A 17,762-nucleotide genomic window follows, 5' to 3' on the forward strand; every position below is an offset into this window, starting at 1 on the left:
GTTATGAGCAGCACATCCCTCGTTACCGAAGCGGAGCCTGATACTGAAGTTCAGGCTCCGACCAAAAAAATTGGTCCTCTTTTTAGCTTAATTCCGTTTTTAACTCCTTATGCCAGCCGCTGGTTGCTGACTTTTGTCGCTTTAACAGTGGCTGCTGTAGCCACTCTGACGTTGCCTGTGGCTTTTCGGTATCTGATTGATGCGGGTTTTTCCACCGATCAGGCTGGTCATATCGACAAATACTTTCTGGCGTTATTTGGTCTTTCTGTCGTCTTAGCTGTGGCCACTGCGTTGCGGTTTTATTATGTGTCCTGGCTGGGGGAGCGGGTAACGGCCGATTTACGTAGTGCTGTCTATGCCCATGTGGTGAAAATGAGTCCGCAGTTTTTTGAACTGACTAAAACCGGCGAAGTCTTGTCGCGTTTAACCACTGATACCACCTTAATTCAGGCTGTGGTGGGCACCAGTTTGTCGATGGGTTTACGCAACACCTTCTTGTTGCTTGGCGGTTTGGTGATGTTGTTTGTCACCAGCGTTAAATTAGCCGCTTATATTTTGCTGACCTTAGTGCTGGTGATTTTGCCGATTTTCTTATTTGGCCGCAAAGTTCGTAAGCTGTCGCGTGACAGTCAGGATCGTATTGCGGATGCCAGCGCTGTGGCAGGTGAAGTGTTAAACGCTATCCCAACAGTGCAGTCGTACCGGCAAGAACAGCGCGAAACGCTGCGTTTTACCGACTCGGTTGAAAATGCCTTTACCACAGCCTTATCCCGTATTCGCGCCCGTTCCATGTTAACTCTGGTGGCGATAGTGCTGGTGTTTGGTGCTATCTCTTTTGTGCTTTGGTTAGGTGCTCAGGCGGTGCTGGCCAATGAAATGACAGGCGGCGAGTTGTCGCAGTTTATTTTGTATGCGGTTTTAACTGCTGGTGCCATTGGCGCTATTGCCGAAGTTTGGGGCGACTTACAACGTGCAGCTGGTGCGGCTGAGCGCTTGATGCAGTTACTCAATGTAGAATCCCCAGTGGTTGAAAGAGCCGACCCTCTGCCTTTTGTTTTGCCTGAACATAATCTGGCTGGCACTGGCATTGAGTTTAACGGCGTTAATTTCAGCTATCCATCGCGGCCTGATACTTTGGCCTTACAGGATTTTTCACTGCAAATTAAACCCGGTGAACATATAGCTTTAGTTGGCCCTTCAGGGGCAGGTAAAACCACCTTGTTCCAGCTGTTACTGCGCTTTTACGATCCACAACAAGGTCAGGTGAAATTTAACGGCATGGATTTAAAAGATGTACGTTTAACAGATGCCCGTCAGCCTTTTGGCATAGTGCTGCAGGACACTGTGATATTTGCAGGTTCTGTACTGGATAATATCCGTTATGCCCGCCCTGAAGCGTCAGAGCAAGAAGTGCAGGATGCAGCGAAAATGGCAGCAGCTCATGACTTTATTCTGGCTTTACCTGAAGGCTACAACACTTATTTAGGCGAACGTGGTGTGCGTTTATCTGGTGGTCAGCGTCAACGTATTTCCATAGCACGAGCCATCTTAAGTAACCCTTCGGTGTTATTGCTGGATGAAGCCACCAGCGCTTTGGATGCTGAAAGCGAGCGGCAAGTGCAGCAAGCTTTAGACAACGCCGCACAAAACCGTACTACCTTAGTGATAGCGCACCGGCTGGCAACAGTATTGGCCGCCGATCGTATTGTAGTATTGGAAGCGGGGCGCATAGTGGCACAGGGCACTCATACCGAACTGCTGCAAAGCAGTGAACTATATGCCCGTTTGGCGGCGCTGCAGTTTAGCCACTAATACCCTTCGTACTTGAAGCTGCAGCTTTGTTGACTGCGAGCCTCGCCCCAGTTGTTTTATAAATACCATGCTGGGGTTGAGCAGCTCGCTCTCGCTTCAATCCAATTGCACACAGGACTACTATGCTCCTGGGGTCTCACTCTCTTGTCGCCTCCCTGCAACTCCAATTACTTTGGGTATGTAAAGGACGAACTCTGGCTTATAGCCAGGGTTCTAGTTTGGTCACATAATCTGCCGGCAACAGATGACCACTGTCGAAACGGAATAGCTTTTTATCTGCGTTTGGCAACGCATCAAACAGCTGTTGATTCTGTTTGATGCTGGCGTATTCGTCATCGTCTGCGGTGAAAAGCCAGACCTGATTATCCGCCAGACCTGCTATCACATTAAGCGGTGCCACTGCGGCTGTAGTGCTGTTCATATGAGGCGGTACTATGGCTGCGACACTTTGAATACGAGAGTCGACTCCAGCCAATAACAAGCTGATTTGTGCGCCCATGCTGTAACCGGCCAGTTTAATGTTGTTTTTATCAAGCATAGGTTGCTTTACCAACCAATCCAGCAACACACGATGATCCCGAACTGTATCCACCAGCATGGTTTCGTACGGCTCGCGTTCTCCCCACCAGTGTAAATTATCAATAATATCCACAATGCTTAAATTAGGGTCTTTGCGTAAACCATGATGACGGGCATCTATGGCCACTACTGCATAACCTTTCGCCAGGGCCATAGCTGTTATTTTGTCAGTTTGCTCAAAGGTAGCTCTGTCTTTAAAACTGTCTTGCCACCAGCGAATTTGACTTCTGCCCATAGCATGAGCACCAATCAGCACTGGCACAGGACTCCGAATGGCTTTTGGATCTAGTGGGTAGCTAATACGACCATTGACAGTCACGCCATCAAAGCTCTGATAAGTAAACTCAAAACTTTGTGGAGTCAGTTCTTTGAGCTCCAGTTGCACCTGTTGTTTCATACTATAAGCGTAACGTGCGCTCAGCTCTTCTGCGCTTAAGCTATAAGGTTTTAAGCCAAATACGCCATACCAAAGCGCAGCTACTCCTGCTACCACAACACCAATAGTCAACATTGCCTTTTTTCCTTTTGTTTGTGCCATCACTTTTTCCTGTTTTTCTGTCAGGGGAAACGGAGTTCCCGCATTTGTGGCATAGAGCTTAAAGCAGCAAATGTGAAAACGACGTCAAATTGAGTTTTGGCTATTAGCTTATTTTCCTGATTTTAAAATTCCACAAAACAGAATGAAAGTTGCGTTTTTCACTAATTTTCATTCTTTTTTAATCCTCTATTATATGACTCATGGACTGGTTACGCAGTCGTCCATTAAAAAAACTAAACTCAATCATCCAGAAGGAATTTTAAAATGTTCAAATTAAACAAAATCTTACAATCTGTTATCGCTGGTGTTTCTCTGTTTGCTGCTATCAGTGCTCCTGCTTTTGCTGGTGAGCCTGGCAAGACGCTGTTAACGCCAACCAACCACACTCTGATTTTGATCGACCACCAGCCACAAATGGCTTTTGCAACACGCTCTCATACCATTGAAGAAGTGCGTAATAACGTCACTGGTTTAGCTAAAGCGGCCAAGGCTTTTGAAGTGCCAACTATTCTGACGACTGTGGCAGCTAAGTCTTTCAGCGGTCCAATTTTCCCTGAATTGCAAAAAGTATTTCCAGAGCAAACGCCGATAGACCGCACCACCATGAATACCTGGGAAGACAAACGGGTGACTGATCTGGTGAAGAAATTCAAAAAGAACAAAATTGTAATTTCTGCCTTATGGACTGAAGTATGTGGTGTAGGCCCTGTGCTGTCGGCCATAGATGAAGGGTACGAAGTGTATTTTGTTACTGATGCCTCAGGTGGTGTCAGCAAAGAAGCTCATGATATGGCGGTGTTACGTATGATCCAGGCCGGTGCCCGTCCTGTGACCTGGTTGCAATACATGTTAGAGCTGCAACGTGACTGGGCTCGTACCGCCTCTTACGAAGCTGTGACCGATATCGCCAAAGAACATGCAGGTGGTTATGGCTTAGGTTTGATTTACGCTACTGAAATGTTTAATGCCAAAGAAGGCCAATAACAGCTCAGTCAACAACTGGATAGCAGAAGGCCACGATAAGTGGCCTTTTTATCGAAAGAGGAAGGAGGCGAAGATGAAAACTCTAACAGCTTTAGCTTTACTGATAGTCGCAGCTACATTCAGTCAACACTCTGCAGCCAGCAGTGAGCAGTTGTACGCCAAAGGTCAGGTGTTGTCCCAGCAATGTTTAGGTTGTCATGGTGAATTTGGTATAGCTCCTGTGGCTACCAACCCGAATCTGGCCGGACAAAATAAAGAGTATCTGCAGTACGCCTTAAAGGCGTATCGCGACGGTAAACGTAAAGGCGGTTTCGCTTTTATTATGCAAGCCAATGCCAGTGCACTGTCGGATCAGGATATTGAAGCTCTTGCGGTATTTTTTTCATCTCAAAGTGGCAAACAAGCTGCTGCTCAGCAATAGTCGAACACTGAATTAAAAGGAAAATTTTATGAAACTGGTTAAACAATTAGTCGCAGCGGCAGTGGCCTCTGGTTTGTCATTCAGCCTGATGGCGGCTGATTTAATAGTCTACAACGCAAAAATTCAAACTTTTGATGGCAAAGAATACTCGGCTTTTTCTGTCACTAATGGCCGTTTTGAACAATTAACTACAGACAGCCAAAGCTTGCTGGCGCAAAAAACAGCCAAGACCCAACTGATAGACGCTCAAGGTCGCCGGGTGATCCCTGGCATCAACGACTCTCACCTGCATGTGGTGCGTGGCGGTCGCTTTTACAATTTAGAAACCCGCTGGGAAGGCTTAACCTCATTAAAAGATGCGTTAGCTTTGCTGAAAAAGAACGTTGAAGTGACACCAGAAGGCCAGTGGGCACGGGTAGTGGGTGGTTTTAGCCCTTATCAGTTTAAAGAAAAGCGTTTACCTACATCAGCTGAGTTGACTGAAATTGCGCCAAATACACCAGTCTTTGTACTACATTTATACTCTGGTGCTGTGCTGAATAAAAAAGCCATGCAAGTTCTGGGGATCAGCAAAGATTCAGTGGCACCGAAAGACAGTTATTATGAAAAAGATGCGCAGGGTGAATTAACAGGCCGTCTAATTGCTGACCCTAACCCAACCATTTTATACAAAACCATAGCTGCGCTGCCGCAGTTGTCACAGGACGACCAACTGAATTCCAGCAAACAGTTTTATAGCAAGCTGCTGAGTTTAGGTGTGACCAGTGTCGTGGACGCCGGTGGCGGTGGTCATGACTTTCCTGAAAACTATGAAGCTTCTACCGTATTGGCTGTGACAGGTAAATTGCCAATCCGGGTGTCGAACTACTTGTTCCCACAAACCCCGGGCAAGGAGTTGAGCAGCTTCAGCCAATGGATGAGTAACTACAAAAACAACCAGAACCTGCATTTGCATATGGATAATGGGTATGTCGTAGAAGGTGGTGGTGAGTTGCTGGCGTGGAAAGCCTCTGACTACGAAAACTTTATGTCAGCACGGCCAGAACTGGATGCGGACGCCGATCCTGAATTAGAGCAAATCGTAAGATTACATTTAGTGCAAGGTTGGCCTTTCCGTATTCACGCCACTTACGATGAGTCGATTGAACGTATGCTGACGGTGTTTGAAACTATTAATCAGACTCAGCCACTGAATAAAGTCCGTTGGATCATCGACCATGCTGAAACTATTTCAGATAAAAACCTGAAACGCGTTAAAGCTTTAGGTGGTGCCATTGCAGTGCAGGGCCGAATGGCTTTTGCCGGTGAAGACTTTTTACAGCGTTATGGCAAAGCCAAAACAGAACAAAGCCCACCTTTTAAAAAGATGCTGGAGCTGGGTATTCCTGTAGGTTTTGGTACAGACGGCACCCGTGTAGCGAGCTTCAACCCTTGGGCGACTTATTACTGGGCAGTGTCGGGTAAAACTGTGGGTGGCACCCCTTTATATGGTAAAGAAAACACCTTAGACAGATTAACAGCCTTAAAAGTCTTTACCTCTGGCAGTGCTTATTTTTCAGGGGAAGAGTTGGTGAAAGGCCAAATTCAGCCTGGTATGTATGCAGACTTTGTGGTGCTGAATCAGGATATTTTAAAAGTATCTGAAGAGAAGCTATTGCAGACCGAAGCGGAGCTGACAGTGGTCGATGGTGAAGTGCAGTACGCCAGCCAGAGTGCTTATCCTGCTTTGTATAAAAAGCCGGAGGCTGCTACTCCAGCCTGGTCGCCTGTAAATCAATAAGCTTAAAGTCACAGAAACCATCACCTGAATGCAGGTGGTGGTTTGTTTTTACATATCTTCTGACGTAGGCAAATCCATACTCTGATAACGCAATTCACCTAAAAAGGTGCGGGCGGCAGGGCCTAGCTTGTCTGCGTCTAAAAACAATAAATGCAGATTCACTTTTCGGGTTCGGCCATTACAAAGTGGTAAAGGTTTCAGCAAACCTAGTTCTAAATCGTCGACTATAGAAGTTAAAGGTAACCACGCAAAACCCAGACCTTTTTTAATCATATCTATCGAGGTGCGCATATGACTGACAGTCCAGCGCTGGTTAGCGCCGAGCCAACCTTCGTCATTGCGTCGTGAAATCGCAGAATCTCGTACGACTATTTGCCGATAGGATTTTAAATCTTCAATGGTCAGGTCTCGTTCTATGGCAAACAGTGGGTGAGTGGGGCAGGCGACTGCCATAAATTCTATCTGGCATAACTCTTCACTGAAAATATCTTTGATGGTCAGCGGCGATACTGCAAGATCAACCTGAAAGGTTTCCAGCAGCTCTTTTGCGCCGGATAAAATGGATTCACTCAACTCAATGCGCAGCATAGGGTAGGCGGCTGAGGTGTTTTCCAGCGCTTTGTACAATAAATGCTGCGGGAATATTTCATCCACAGCAATACGTAATTTGGTTTCTATGCCTTCAGCCAGCGTCAGGCCTATGTCCTCTACTCTGGATGCTTCGTCCAGCAGATAATTGACCCGGCGCAGAATCATTTCACCTTCTTCGGTCAACAGCGTCTTACGGCCTTCTACCCGGAACAAAGCAACACCTAAGCTGGCTTCAATTTTTTGCACTGCAGTGTGAATGCTGGACTGGCTTTTATGGATCACAGCTGCAGCCTGATTAAAGCCTCCATGATCGGCCACCACTTTAAACATTCGCCACTGTTCCAGTGTCACTTTTAGCATGCTGCGCTGTATCCCGTAGTTATAAAGGAAAAATTAAAAAGCAGAGTGAGGTAACTATTTAAGTATTTTACAGTCCTGCCGACATTTGTCACTTAGCTAATAAGCTGATTCACAAAGCCATATTGCCAGAGTGGCTAGAAAAGTCAGCGCTGCTTCTTTGTTGTTTTGCACCGCAATTTCATTATTGCTGCTAGAGTTAATCTTGTATCAGCAGTCCTTTTTGTATTTTTGATGGTAGTTACTTATGTTCAGGTTTTTAGTGTGTTTTTTTATCTGCTGGTCTGTCTCTGGAAATGCGGTAGCTAAGGAGGAGTTACGATTTTTAATGCCAGACTATCCGCCTTACACCTATCAGGAAAGTGGGCATAATAAGGGCATAGGATATGAGGCTGTGGCCGCTATTATGGCTGACCTGGAGCAACCCTTTTCGGTGCAGTTAGTGCCTCATTTTGGCCGCGCTATTGTTGATCTGCAACAAGATACAGTCGATGGTTTTTTTCTGGCGACTGAAAGTAATGAACGTAATAAAAATGCTGAGTTTTCTGAGCCTGTTTTGATGATCCAGTGGACTTGGGTTTGGTTAAAGCAGCGTACAGATTTGGTGCCAGGCTCCGAAAACTTTAAACATAAAGCGCAAGTATCAGCACAAACCAACAGCAATGCGTTCCGCTGGCTGAAAGAACATCATTATCAGGTGACGGCTGGCACTACCGATATCCGGGGTTTGTTAAATTTATTGAAATTTAAACGAGTCGACGCCATTTTATTACCGGAGCTGACCATAAAAACTCTGATGGCAGAACAAGATATTGATACGGCGTTATTTAGTTTTCAGCAGGAAATTACCTTACCTTTTGCGATTTATATCAATAAAACTTACCTGAACAATCATCCGCAGTTTATGCAGCAATTAAACGCAGCTATTCGTCGTTATCATGCTCAAGTTGATGATGAACAGCCTCTGTAAGTTGCTCAAGATTTTTATATGCTGCGGTTGGGTTTTAGCCGCAGAAACGGAGGCGAAAGAGCCTTTGCGCATGGGGATGCCAGATTATCCGCCTTACACCTATATACAGGATGGCAGCTATCATGGCTTTGGCTATGAAGCTTTTGTCAGCATTATGGCCGATCTGCAACAAGACTTTAAAATCGTAGCTGAACCGAATTACGGCAGGGCAGTAAAGGATATGCAAAATCAGGTGGTGGATGGTTTATTTCTGGCGTCTGAAAATGAAGAGCGCAACAAAGTCGCGGAATTTTCTGCAGCTGTCACTTACACAGGCTGGAGCTGGGTTTGGTTAAAACAACGCAGCGATTTAAAGCCAGATTCTGCTGAATTTAAGCAAAACGCTATAGTTTCAGCGCAGTTAAACAGTAACCCTTATCTGTGGCTGATGAAACAGCACTACAAAGTTGCAGGTGCTCCCAACAATATTCGTATGTTATTTACTCTATTAAATTCGCGTCGGGTTGATGCCATTCTGTTACCCGGACTGACCGCAAAAGCCGTGATACAGCAAGAGAAACTCGATCCTGCTTTATATTCGATACAACTGGAAATACAGCGCCCTTTTGGTATTTATATCAGCAAAGCCTATATAGCCCGTAATCCAGACATAATGCCAAAATTAAATCAGGCGATTCTGCGTTATCATCAACGTCAAAAGATGCCTGCCCCTGCGCCTTCCCATTAGTGTTCAAGCTGTTCTTGTTGCGCCACTGAAACTATTTCCGAATTTCTTAATCTGAGTTCTCTGTCATTAGGTTGAGCGTGGAATTTTCCATGGATTCAGCAGCCAGTCAGGCGCAGCAGACAATATGAATAGTTGCAAAAAGGTGTTGTTCTCCTACAATGGCGCGGCAACTGGAGAGTAGTGATGAAATTTTCGGCAGTATTAGCTCTGGCTTTAAGCGCCAGTCCTGTGTTGGCAACCGAGTGGTGGCAAACAAAACAGGATCCAAATAACACTCAGGTGATAGCGTTGGGCAAAAAGCCTGCGCTTTCTGTGGCCTCATGTCCGGAAGATACAGCGCTGCGTTATTACCTGAAAGCCGAGAAAATAGCGGCATTGCAAAACACCTGGTATCAACAAGCCAGTGAAGAACCTCAAACCGCTTTATATCGTTGGGTCTATGGTCCTACGTTGTCCGAAAGGTTAGAAAAAGCAGTATGGCCAGGTGATGAAGCTTTAATCAAAGCTGCTTCTTTAGGTGCAGTGCAACAACTAACGATGGAATTCCCCCAATCTGAACAAGACAACTTAGCTTTTGAGGATGTGCTGGTATTTAATCTGCAATTTGCCGGTTTTACTGCTGACCACAAGCCGGATTTGCGTATTAATCTGGACAGAGATTTAAGCCGGGTCGCTGGTGTAGGTGATTTAGATTTAGCCTTGAATCATCGCTTGGCCAACAATATTTGTGTGGTGCATAGCCTGAATCAATTGGCAAAGGACAAACAGGTTGAGCTGAAAATCAAAGGTAAAACTGTGTCAAATCTAAAACTAAGCTCCGAAGCTGTCGCCAGTCAGTTATGCCTGGTAGAGATTCATCAGCAGCAGGTTATAAAAGGTTCACTGACTTTGCCTGTGACTCAGTGTTAAGGCTTTAAGCTGTTATTTCCAGTATTGTTCCACTGTGATCTGCCCGGGGTCGCGGCGTAAATTCTTTTTCAGGCCAAGGCTTTCTAATACGGTTTTGGTTTCAGTGATCATTTGTGGATTACCGCATAGCAGCACTTGAGATTGTGCATCCAGGCTCTGACCACAGGTCTGTTGCAGTGTACCGCTGCTGATTAACTCCGGAATACGTTGCTGTAAAGCACCTGCCTGAGCTTCTCTTGTGACTATGGGCTGATAATGCAGTTGTGTACCATAACGCTGTTGAAATTGACTAATTAGTGGCTGATAAGCCAATTCTGCAGCAAAACGCACACTGTGCAGCAGAACTATCGAGGAAAAGCGTTGCCATGGAGTGTCTGTGCCGAGCATGGACAAATAAGGGCCAATACCTGTACCTGTTGAAATCAACCACAGGTTTTTACCATCAGGCACTTCATCCAGAATAAAAAAGCCGCTGGCAGGCTGGCTGACTTGCACTGTATCACCAGCTTTAAGCTGCTGTAGCAGAGGTGTTAGTAAGCCATCGGCCACTGTGCTGATTAAAAATTCCTGCTCTGTGTCGCCCGGACTATTCAGCAGTGAGTAGGCGCGTTGTACTTTGCCATTCGCTGTGTCCAGAGCCAGCCGGACAAACTGGCCAGCGATAAAATCAAAAGGCTCTGTCTGCACCCGTAAGCTGAATAAAGTGTCAGTCCAGTGTGTATTTGCCGTTACTGTACCGCTAAGCCACTGTGCCATCTGTTATTTCCTGCTTGAACCGATTGCTTGTAACAAGACTAACAAAACTGCACTTATATACAAGCCTTGTGCTCAGGTTGTCTGAAGCTTGCTTTGCCGACGAAAAAAAGCCCGGAGAACCGGGCTTTTGCATTGCTAGTTTGAACTGGTTTTGTATTGATCAAACCAGGCCAGAATGTATTCAATCTTGGTGATCATCCGGCTGGGTTTATTGGCAATACCATGGGGTGAGCCTGGAATACGCACCATCACAGTGTCGACTTTGCGGATTTTCAGCGCCTGATAAAACTGCTCGGACTCACTGATAGGCGTACGTCTGTCAGCCTCGCCAGTCATCAACATAGTAGGAGTAGTGACATTACCCACCAGCGACAAAGGCGAACGTTTCCAATAATGCTCAACGTTTTCCCAAGGCACACCAGGGAACTGATGGAAGGTTTGATACAGGTAACTGTCGCCTGTCAGTACTTTACTGAGCCAGTTGATAATAGGTTTAACCACTGCCGCAGCTTTATAGCGCTGAGTTAAACCCACAGCATAAGCAGTCGCGATACCACCGGCAGAACCACCAGCGATAAAGAGGTTATCTTTATCAACAAAACCCAGATCAATCATCGCATTGACGCCTGAATCGTGGTCTGCGTAATCTTCTGGCGAGCTGTATTTACCGTGTAATAACATGGCAAAACGTTCGCCATAAGACGAGCTGCCTCTGTGGTTGTCGTAAAACACCACATAACCTTCTTTAGCAAAACGTTGCATCTCAGCGCTGAAATGTGGGCCGTAGGCTAAATGTGGGCCTCCGTGAATTTCCAGCATCATAGGGTATTTTTTCTTCGGGTCAAAATCCGGTGGTGTGATATACCAGCCCTGGATGGGTTCACCGTCAAAAGATGATTTGTAATTAATTTCATGCACTTGCCCCAGTTTTTTATGACCAAGTACATCTTCGTTTAATGCCGTTAAAGTGCGGGTTTTACCATTTGTTATTACTGCTACATCGGCTGGACGCTGTGCATTGCCCTGAGTAAAGGCAATGATTTCATTGGCAACACTGTATTCACCGCTTAAGTAGGGCTGAGGTAAACCTGCGCCAGACAATTGATCGGTGAGCTGCTCTAATTTGCCGGATAAAGACACTGAAGAAAGAGTGCGCTTGCCTTTGTCATCAAACTGGATCACCAGACTGCTGTTATCCAGCCATTGTGGGTTTTCGACGTCCCGATCCAGCTCTTTGGTCAGATCTTTAATTTCGCCTGAACGCCAGTCCATCAGTTTGAGTTTGCCGTTGGTATAAGGCACTTTTTCATTATTACCCCAGACAAAAGCCAGGTATTTGCCATCAGGTGAAAATACAGCTGAGGTTTCCTGACCTGGCATACTGGTCAGTTGCTTTAATTGACCGCTTGCCAAGGTGAATTGGTACAGGTCGCTGTCTCGTGGCTGGTATTCCCAGTCTTTGCTGGTATTGGCCGAAAAAATAAGTGCTTTGCCATCTGGCGTCCAGCTTAAGTCTGAGCCGTAGTTAAAGTCACCGTCAGTCAGCTTGCGTTCTTTGCCACCAGTGGAAGGTAAAACAAAAACATGGCGAAACTCTGATTTTAAAAAGCCCTGACCATCAGCCTGATACTGAGCCCGTTCAATCAACACCGCAGGTTCAGACCATTTAGCGCCTTCAGGTTTTTTTGGCATTTTAGTGGCTTTAGCCAGTTTGGTCGGTTGAGCCGGCACATTCATCGTAAAGGCGAGCTGTTCGCCATCTGGTGACCAGTTTAAATTGCCCGGGCTTTTGGAGAGCTGACTGACTAACGCGGTTTTGTTTTCTTTGACGTAATGCACATGGATTTGACGCGAACCTGAGCGATCAGAAATAAAGGCTATACGACTGCCATCTTCAGACCAGCGCGGACTGCCGTAGTTAAACTGATCAACAAATAACGGACTTTGATGGCCGGTTTTTACATCCAGCAACCATAAACTGCTGTGGGTACCGTCCGTCATAATATCGTTGCTGTTACGCACGTACACCACCTGTTTGCCGTCTGGTGATACTTGCGGATCGTTGGCATATTCCAGCGCAAAAATATCTTCAGATTCAAAGTACTGGCTTGTTGTATCCGCAGCAAACACTGGCAAGGCACAGAGCAAAGTGGCGCTTGCGATGCAGGAGTAAATAAAAGGCGCAAAGGCCTGGGGCTTTTTCATTGTTAAACCTCTTCTGATAAGTCAGTAGCTAAACTAACCCGATGTGACCTGCTGCACAAATTGCCAGCGACCAAAACCTGAATTTAAGCGTTCAGTTTGTGTTGTTATCTCGCTGTAAGCCAGAATCCACGGCCTTAGTGGCTGGATTTTATAGCCTGTTTTGTTTACACTGGCGCTATCCATTCTTTTGTCTGTAGTGCCTTATGTCGTTAAAAAGCTTGAGTGTTTTTGCCTTTCTTCTTGTTGGTTTAACCGCCTGTAGTCAACCCGATCAAATACAACGTATTTCAGGACCAGCCCAAGGTTCTACCTTTACTGTTAGCTTTTGGAGTGAACAAGAGCTGGATAAAAGTAGCTTAGAGACTCAGTTAAAAGACGAGCTTGATCGTATTGATCTGCTGATGTCGAATTACAGACCCGACTCTGTGATTGAAGCTTTTAATGCTCAGCAGAGCCAGAACCCTATTGAAGTAGGTGATGAGCTGGTGCAACTGGTAGAGATTGCCAGACAAGTGTCGACTTACAGCGAAGGTTGTTACGATTTAACGGTAAAACCTTATTTCGAACTGTGGGGCTTTCGTGGCGATAAGTTAACTAAACCCAGCACAGAGCAAATTCAGACGCTGAAACAAACTATTGGTTTAGACAAGCTAAAGAGTACTGAAACCAGTCTGACCAAATTCAACCCTGCGTTAAGAGTGGATGTGTCCTCTATTGCACAAGGCTATACAGTGGGCCAACTGGCTAAAATTCTTGATAAGGCTGGCATCCAGAATTATCTGGTGGAAGTTGGTGGTGAGCTGGTCAGTAAAGGTAAGAAGCCGGAAGCTAAAGCCTGGCGTGTTGCTATTGAAAAACCTTTACCTGATTCGCAAAAATTACAAAAAATCATCAGCGTGCAACAAAATGAGCCGTTATCTATTATGACATCAGGCACTTACCGTCACTTTTATGATCAGGATGGTGTACGTTACAGCCATGTACTTGATGCACGCACCGGAACACCTGTGACTCATGCTACAGTGTCTACGACCATCTTAATTCCTGATCCGACATGGGGGGATGCCTGGTCTACTGCCTTTTTATGTATGGGTAGTGAGCAGGGACTGAAGGTGGCGGATGAATTGAAATTACCTGTGTTATTTATTGATCAGCAAGGTGCTGATTTTATTGAAAAACCAAGCAAAGCTTTAACTGAAGCTCTCTCTTCAGGTACAGCGTTCAGCTTCGTGGAGTAAAACCTGATGGCACAAGGATGGGACAAAGAGAAGCTGCAGTTGTGGCGCTCAAAGAGCAATGATTTTTTAAGTTTGTATCTTAAGCGTTGCCAGCATGACCAGATCAATGTGATTGGTGGTTACCTGGCTTATATCTCGTTATTGTCTCTGGTGCCTTTTATTGCGGTGATGTTTTCCGTGATGGGCGCTTTTCCTATGTTTGCCGAATTGCGCGACCAGCTGGAAGCATTTTTATATGCCAATGTAGCGCCTGCGAAGGGGGATGACTTACGATTGTATATTGCCGGATTTGTTGAAAATATTGGCAAAATGACAGCCGTAGGTATCGGAGCTTTGGTGGTAGTAGCGCTGATGCTGATCCACAATATCGATAAAACCATCAACAGCATATTCCGTATTAAAAAACGCCCACGGCTGATTATTTCGTTTTCTATATATTGGATGGTGCTGACCTTTGGGCCTATTCTGCTTGGGACATCCATTGCAGTCACTTCTTATATTCTGTCTTTTTCCAGTCTGGCTGACGGCTACACTCCGGGGTTAAGCAGCGTACTGCTGGCACTGACACCTTATGTGTTTTCTATTTTGGCTTTTTTCCTGCTGTATTTGGTCGTGCCTAATGCCAAAGTGCAGTATCGCCATGCATTGATTGGCGCAGTAACAGCCAGCGTCATGTTTGAATTGTTAAAGAAAGGTTTTGCCCTTTATATCACTCATTTCCCGTCCTATCAGGCCATTTATGGTGCTTTGGCTTTAGTGCCGATCTTATTTTTGTGGATCTATCTGGTGTGGTTGGTGGTGTTAGTAGGCGCTGAGTTAACTGCTTTGTTGGAAGAGCTTTATCTTCAGGCGGCTTCGGAGGCAGAAAAGTTAGCCGAAAAGGACAACACCGCATGAATGCAGCTGCGCCTGTAGAGCCTTTTACCACTGAATGGCTTCAAACTCCTGATCATCAGCAGATTTATCTGGAACAAAGTGGCAACCCTCAGGGGATCCCGGTGATTTATTGTCATGGTGGACCTGGTGGGGGCAGCTCGCCTTTTCATCGTCAGCTGTTTGATCCGGCTTTGTACCATATTATTATTTTTGATCAGCGGGGCTGTGGTTTATCCACTCCGGCTTTGCAGTTGGAAAGTAACAGCACTCAACATCTGATCGCGGACATGGAACAAATCCGCCAGCATCTTGGTCTTTCGAAATGGCTGGTCGCAGGTGGTTCCTGGGGTAGTACCCTGGCTTTGGCTTATGGCCAGGCTTATCCGCAGCATTGTCTGGGGTTTATTTTGCGTGGCATTTTCCTGGGGCGTGAACAGGATATCGACTGGCTGTACCGTGCAGGTTTTGGCGCTAGTCAGGTTTTTCCTGATTATTATCAGGATTTTATCAAGCCAATCGTTCATCTGTCACCACTGGATGTTCTGCAAGCCTACCAGTTACAGCTGCATCACAAAGATGAAGCTGTTCGTATAGAAGCTGCTTTGGCCTGGAGTATCTGGGAATCCCGTATTGCCACTTTGCTGCCCAACGAATTTTCCCGAAGCGGCGAAATGGATACGCAGTCTGCTTTAGCTTTGGCATTGATTGAGCATCATTATTTTCAGCATCAGTGCTTTTTTGAGCCCGGCCAGTTGCTAAATAACATGCATAAAATCAGCCATTTACCTTGCCAGGTAGTACACGGCCGTTACGATATGATCTGCAAAGCCGAAAGTGCCTTTAGTCTGGTTTCGCTCTGGCCTGGTGCACAGCTGAGCTGGGTGGTGGATGCGGGTCACTCAGCCTCTGAAGTGGGTATTGCTAATGCTTTGTATCAAGCCAGTCTGGAGATGGCTGAGGTGTTAAAAGCTGTGGAAGTGGAAGCCGTATGAAAGCACTCATTCAGCGGGTCAGTTCAGCCAGTGTCACTGTTGAACAACAGGTGATTGGTGCCATCAATACAGGTTTGCTGGTGCTGCTTGGCGTAGAAAAAGATGACACAGAGCAACAACTCAAAAAGCTGGCAGAGAAAGTACTGAAATACAGAATGTTTTCCGATGAAAACGGCAAAATGAATCTGAATGTGCAGCAAGCTGGTGGTGCTTTGTTGGTGGTATCACAATTTACTTTGGCGGCTGATACCAATTCGGGCTTAAGACCCAGTTTTTCTACCGCTGCTCATCCTGATAACGCATTGAAGTTGTATCAGGATTTTGTCGCTTATTGCAGAAGTTTTGGTATTGAGGTCGCTACAGGTCAGTTTGGTGCTGATATGCAGGTGGCTTTGGTCAACAACGGTCCAGTCACTTTCCTGTTAGAGAGTTAATCTCGTACACCAGATTCAAATAGCCTTCAGCTTGGTGGCATTGATAACTGCGCTCTGTCAGTAAAGCTTCCAACTGCTGCTGATATTCGGGTTGTGACAAGTTGATCCAAATAGTGCCCCTTTGCTCTAATGTTTTTTGCATCGCCGGCTGCCAGCCTTCAAAAAGCGGATAAATATCCCAGATCACGAAAGGCCATTGCTGCTGATTGTTCTGCAGAAAGTCCTGAGCCGGCAACGCTACTAACTCCTCTTTGCCTTTCAGGCAAAAAAAACGCTGATAGGTGTCGATGACAACCTGACTCAATTCTACTGTCAGCAGCTGGGTGTTCGGCAATACAGTGGTCACAAAGCGGTTTATATCCCCTCCGCCCAAGCCAAGCTGTAAAACGGCATCAGGTTTAAATTGTTGTAATGAAAAAAGAATTGGGCCCAGATGCGCAGAAAGTGTTGCAGCAGGTGCCAACTGATTCATTTTGCTTTGCATGATACCGTTCAGATAAAGGCATAAAAAAGAGCCTTCTTCCGTCAGCTCCAGCCGTGGAGGGCCAGACTGAAACCAGACTAACTGTTGTATAGCACTTGGTTTTTGTTCCACAATACCCTCAAATCAACGGACTACAGGACCACAATGTGAACTGGCAGCTTAGCGCCCCACAAACTGAAGCTCAATGGTTAGCTTATTATCAATTACGCTGGCAGGTGCTGCGAGCGCCCTGGGATCAGCCAAAAGGCTCCGAGCAGGACGAGTCAGAAGCCGTCTCTTTTCATCGTATGGTCTGCACTGAAGCTGGTGAAGTTGTCGCTGTTGGTCGTTTACATAAGGTCGATGAAAACACAGCTCAGGTGCGTTATATGGCGGTGTCGGATCAATGGCAGGGCCATGGCTTAGGTGCCATGGTATTACAGCAGTTAGAGCAAGTTGCGCTGGAACAGGGCATGCAACGTATCATTCTTAATGCCCGCGATACGGCTTCAGGTTTTTATCAGAAAGCTGGTTATCACTATCTGGAACCTGCCAACGCCTTATTTGGCATTGCTCATCATCGTTATGTCAAAACCTTAGCTTTTTCTGCATCTGCTCAATTACTACAGCAGTGGGTACCAGAGTTGCAGCAAACTTTCTGGCAAAAAATTCCTTTGTCTTCCTATATGCAATTAAAAGTACAGCATGTAGACAGACAAAAAATTTGCTGTGTAGCTCCGCTCGAACCCAATATCAATCTGCATCAGACAATGTTTGCCGGCAGCATTTATACGCTGGGCACTTTAACAGGCTGGGGCATGGTTTGGTTACTATTAAAAGACCAGCAACTGGATGGCGATATTGTGTTGGCAGATGGCCATATCCGTTATTTGAAACCTGTAACAGGTCAGGCAGAAGGCCGTTGCTGGCGACATCAAAGTCAGCCAGATTTTTCTGCACTGGCACAGCAGCGCAAAGCCAAGCTGGAGATCAAAGTCGGCATTTTCTGTGATGATATTCAAGTCGCTGTATTTGAAGGCCGTTTTGCTGTGTTGCCGAAAAAAACACACTAGGGGCGAGAACGCGTAGCCAACAAAGCAGCAGCTTTAAATACGTGAAAGTCAGATTTA

General features: G+C 46.0%; 17 protein-coding genes. 12 read left to right on the top strand and 5 right to left on the bottom strand.

Going from position 1 to position 17,762, the window contains the following annotated elements; all coding sequences use genetic code 11:
- Nucleotides 1-3 precede the first annotated feature (3 nt).
- Nucleotides 4-1,812 (top strand): ABC transporter transmembrane domain-containing protein, encoded by a 1,809-nt coding sequence (locus LSG34_RS04885; protein ID WP_233007691.1) that lies wholly within the window; start codon nt 4-6, stop codon nt 1,810-1,812.
- A 199-nt stretch (nt 1,813-2,011) separates the two neighbouring features.
- Here the strand turns inward: LSG34_RS04885 and LSG34_RS04890 are convergent, their stop codons facing one another.
- A complete protein-coding gene (locus tag LSG34_RS04890) occupies nt 2,012-2,929 on the bottom strand; it encodes an alpha/beta hydrolase family protein (RefSeq protein WP_233007692.1) in 918 nt (305 codons plus the stop codon).
- 264 nt (nt 2,930-3,193) lie between these two features.
- On the opposite strand from LSG34_RS04890, the gene LSG34_RS04895 reads away from it, so the two are divergent.
- The 3 genes from LSG34_RS04895 (at nt 3,194) to LSG34_RS04905 (ending at nt 6,114) form a co-directional block, all read left to right on the top strand.
- Nucleotides 3,194-3,913, top strand: coding sequence for a hydrolase (locus LSG34_RS04895; protein ID WP_233007693.1), 720 nt, complete (start codon nt 3,194-3,196; stop codon nt 3,911-3,913).
- A 73-nt stretch (nt 3,914-3,986) separates the two neighbouring features.
- Nucleotides 3,987-4,334, top strand: a complete 348-nt coding sequence (locus tag LSG34_RS04900; RefSeq protein WP_233007694.1) for a c-type cytochrome — start codon at nt 3,987-3,989, stop codon at nt 4,332-4,334.
- A gap of 28 nt (nt 4,335-4,362) precedes the next feature.
- On the top strand, nt 4,363-6,114 hold the full coding sequence (locus LSG34_RS04905; RefSeq protein WP_233007695.1) for an amidohydrolase: 1,752 nt from the start codon (nt 4,363-4,365) through the stop codon (nt 6,112-6,114).
- Between the two features lie 48 nt (nt 6,115-6,162).
- Here the strand turns inward: LSG34_RS04905 and LSG34_RS04910 are convergent, their stop codons facing one another.
- Nucleotides 6,163-7,065: a LysR family transcriptional regulator gene (locus tag LSG34_RS04910; RefSeq protein WP_233007696.1), complete on the bottom strand. Its 903-nt coding sequence runs from the start codon at nt 7,063-7,065 to the stop codon at nt 6,163-6,165.
- A gap of 325 nt (nt 7,066-7,390) precedes the next feature.
- Between LSG34_RS04910 and LSG34_RS04915 the strand changes: the two genes are divergently transcribed.
- The 3 genes from LSG34_RS04915 (at nt 7,391) to LSG34_RS04925 (ending at nt 9,668) form a co-directional block, all read left to right on the top strand.
- Nucleotides 7,391-8,032 carry a substrate-binding periplasmic protein gene (locus tag LSG34_RS04915; RefSeq protein ID WP_233007697.1) on the top strand — a complete coding sequence of 214 codons (642 nt, stop codon included), beginning with the start codon at nt 7,391-7,393 and terminating at the stop codon, nt 8,030-8,032.
- A gap of 70 nt (nt 8,033-8,102) precedes the next feature.
- A complete protein-coding gene (locus LSG34_RS04920) occupies nt 8,103-8,759 on the top strand; it encodes a substrate-binding periplasmic protein (protein WP_233007698.1) in 657 nt (218 codons plus the stop codon).
- Between the two features lie 183 nt (nt 8,760-8,942).
- The gene (locus LSG34_RS04925) at nt 8,943-9,668 is read left to right on the top strand and encodes a hypothetical protein (protein WP_233007699.1); all 726 of its coding nucleotides are present in this window, start codon (nt 8,943-8,945) and stop codon (nt 9,666-9,668) included.
- 12 nt (nt 9,669-9,680) lie between these two features.
- On the opposite strand, the gene LSG34_RS04930 is transcribed toward LSG34_RS04925, so the two are convergent.
- Together LSG34_RS04930 and LSG34_RS04935 are read right to left on the bottom strand one after the other, a co-directional pair.
- The gene (locus LSG34_RS04930; protein WP_233007700.1) at nt 9,681-10,424 is read right to left on the bottom strand and encodes a ferredoxin--NADP reductase; all 744 of its coding nucleotides are present in this window, start codon (nt 10,422-10,424) and stop codon (nt 9,681-9,683) included.
- Between the two features lie 135 nt (nt 10,425-10,559).
- Complete coding sequence (locus LSG34_RS04935; RefSeq protein WP_233007701.1) at nt 10,560-12,629, bottom strand: S9 family peptidase; 2,070 nt, start codon at nt 12,627-12,629, stop codon at nt 10,560-10,562.
- Between the two features lie 203 nt (nt 12,630-12,832).
- Here LSG34_RS04935 and LSG34_RS04940 point away from each other — a divergent pair, with 203 nt between their 5' ends.
- The 4 genes from LSG34_RS04940 to dtd are packed head-to-tail and all read left to right on the top strand — an operon-like array spanning nt 12,833 to nt 16,169.
- Nucleotides 12,833-13,867 carry an FAD:protein FMN transferase gene (locus LSG34_RS04940; RefSeq protein WP_233007702.1) on the top strand — a complete coding sequence of 345 codons (1,035 nt, stop codon included), beginning with the start codon at nt 12,833-12,835 and terminating at the stop codon, nt 13,865-13,867.
- A gap of 6 nt (nt 13,868-13,873) precedes the next feature.
- Nucleotides 13,874-14,764 (top strand): virulence factor BrkB family protein, encoded by an 891-nt coding sequence (locus LSG34_RS04945; protein ID WP_233007703.1) that lies wholly within the window; start codon nt 13,874-13,876, stop codon nt 14,762-14,764.
- On the top strand, nt 14,761-15,735 hold the full coding sequence (gene pip / locus LSG34_RS04950) for a prolyl aminopeptidase (protein WP_233007704.1): 975 nt from the start codon (nt 14,761-14,763) through the stop codon (nt 15,733-15,735). Before LSG34_RS04945 ends, pip begins: the two co-directional genes overlap by 4 nt.
- Entirely contained in the window at nt 15,732-16,169 is a 438-nt protein-coding gene (gene dtd / locus LSG34_RS04955) for a D-aminoacyl-tRNA deacylase (protein WP_233007705.1), read from the top strand. Before pip ends, dtd begins: the two co-directional genes overlap by 4 nt.
- Here the strand turns inward: dtd and LSG34_RS04960 are convergent.
- Nucleotides 16,147-16,764 carry a class I SAM-dependent methyltransferase gene (locus LSG34_RS04960; RefSeq protein WP_233007706.1) on the bottom strand — a complete coding sequence of 206 codons (618 nt, stop codon included), beginning with the start codon at nt 16,762-16,764 and terminating at the stop codon, nt 16,147-16,149. The two genes, dtd and LSG34_RS04960, sit on opposite strands and share 23 nt — an antisense overlap.
- A 35-nt stretch (nt 16,765-16,799) precedes the next feature.
- Between LSG34_RS04960 and LSG34_RS04965 the strand changes: the two genes are divergently transcribed.
- Nucleotides 16,800-17,705 (top strand): bifunctional GNAT family N-acetyltransferase/hotdog fold thioesterase, encoded by a 906-nt coding sequence (locus LSG34_RS04965; protein WP_233007707.1) that lies wholly within the window; start codon nt 16,800-16,802, stop codon nt 17,703-17,705.
- The last annotated feature ends 57 nt before the right edge of the window (nt 17,706-17,762 follow it).

Source organism: Rheinheimera faecalis (genome assembly GCF_021290965.1).
Taxonomy (GTDB): Bacteria; Pseudomonadota; Gammaproteobacteria; order Enterobacterales; family Alteromonadaceae; genus Pararheinheimera; species Pararheinheimera faecalis.

Coding starts and splice junctions, on each gene's coding strand:
- LSG34_RS04900 (WP_233007694.1), top strand. CDS start 3,987: ATGAAAACTCTAACAGCTTTAGCTTTACTGATAGTCGCAGCTACATTC.
- LSG34_RS04940 (WP_233007702.1), top strand. CDS start 12,833: ATGTCGTTAAAAAGCTTGAGTGTTTTTGCCTTTCTTCTTGTTGGTTTA.
- LSG34_RS04910 (WP_233007696.1), bottom strand. CDS start 7,065: ATGCTAAAAGTGACACTGGAACAGTGGCGAATGTTTAAAGTGGTGGCC.
- LSG34_RS04930 (WP_233007700.1), bottom strand. CDS start 10,424: ATGGCACAGTGGCTTAGCGGTACAGTAACGGCAAATACACACTGGACT.
- LSG34_RS04885 (WP_233007691.1), top strand. CDS start 4: ATGAGCAGCACATCCCTCGTTACCGAAGCGGAGCCTGATACTGAAGTT.
- LSG34_RS04915 (WP_233007697.1), top strand. CDS start 7,391: ATGCCAGACTATCCGCCTTACACCTATCAGGAAAGTGGGCATAATAAG.
- LSG34_RS04890 (WP_233007692.1), bottom strand. CDS start 2,929: ATGGCACAAACAAAAGGAAAAAAGGCAATGTTGACTATTGGTGTTGTG.
- LSG34_RS04945 (WP_233007703.1), top strand. CDS start 13,874: ATGGCACAAGGATGGGACAAAGAGAAGCTGCAGTTGTGGCGCTCAAAG.
- LSG34_RS04895 (WP_233007693.1), top strand. CDS start 3,194: ATGTTCAAATTAAACAAAATCTTACAATCTGTTATCGCTGGTGTTTCT.
- LSG34_RS04925 (WP_233007699.1), top strand. CDS start 8,943: ATGAAATTTTCGGCAGTATTAGCTCTGGCTTTAAGCGCCAGTCCTGTG.
- LSG34_RS04935 (WP_233007701.1), bottom strand. CDS start 12,629: ATGAAAAAGCCCCAGGCCTTTGCGCCTTTTATTTACTCCTGCATCGCA.
- LSG34_RS04920 (WP_233007698.1), top strand. CDS start 8,103: ATGGGGATGCCAGATTATCCGCCTTACACCTATATACAGGATGGCAGC.
- dtd (WP_233007705.1), top strand. CDS start 15,732: ATGAAAGCACTCATTCAGCGGGTCAGTTCAGCCAGTGTCACTGTTGAA.
- LSG34_RS04905 (WP_233007695.1), top strand. CDS start 4,363: ATGAAACTGGTTAAACAATTAGTCGCAGCGGCAGTGGCCTCTGGTTTG.
- pip (WP_233007704.1), top strand. CDS start 14,761: ATGAATGCAGCTGCGCCTGTAGAGCCTTTTACCACTGAATGGCTTCAA.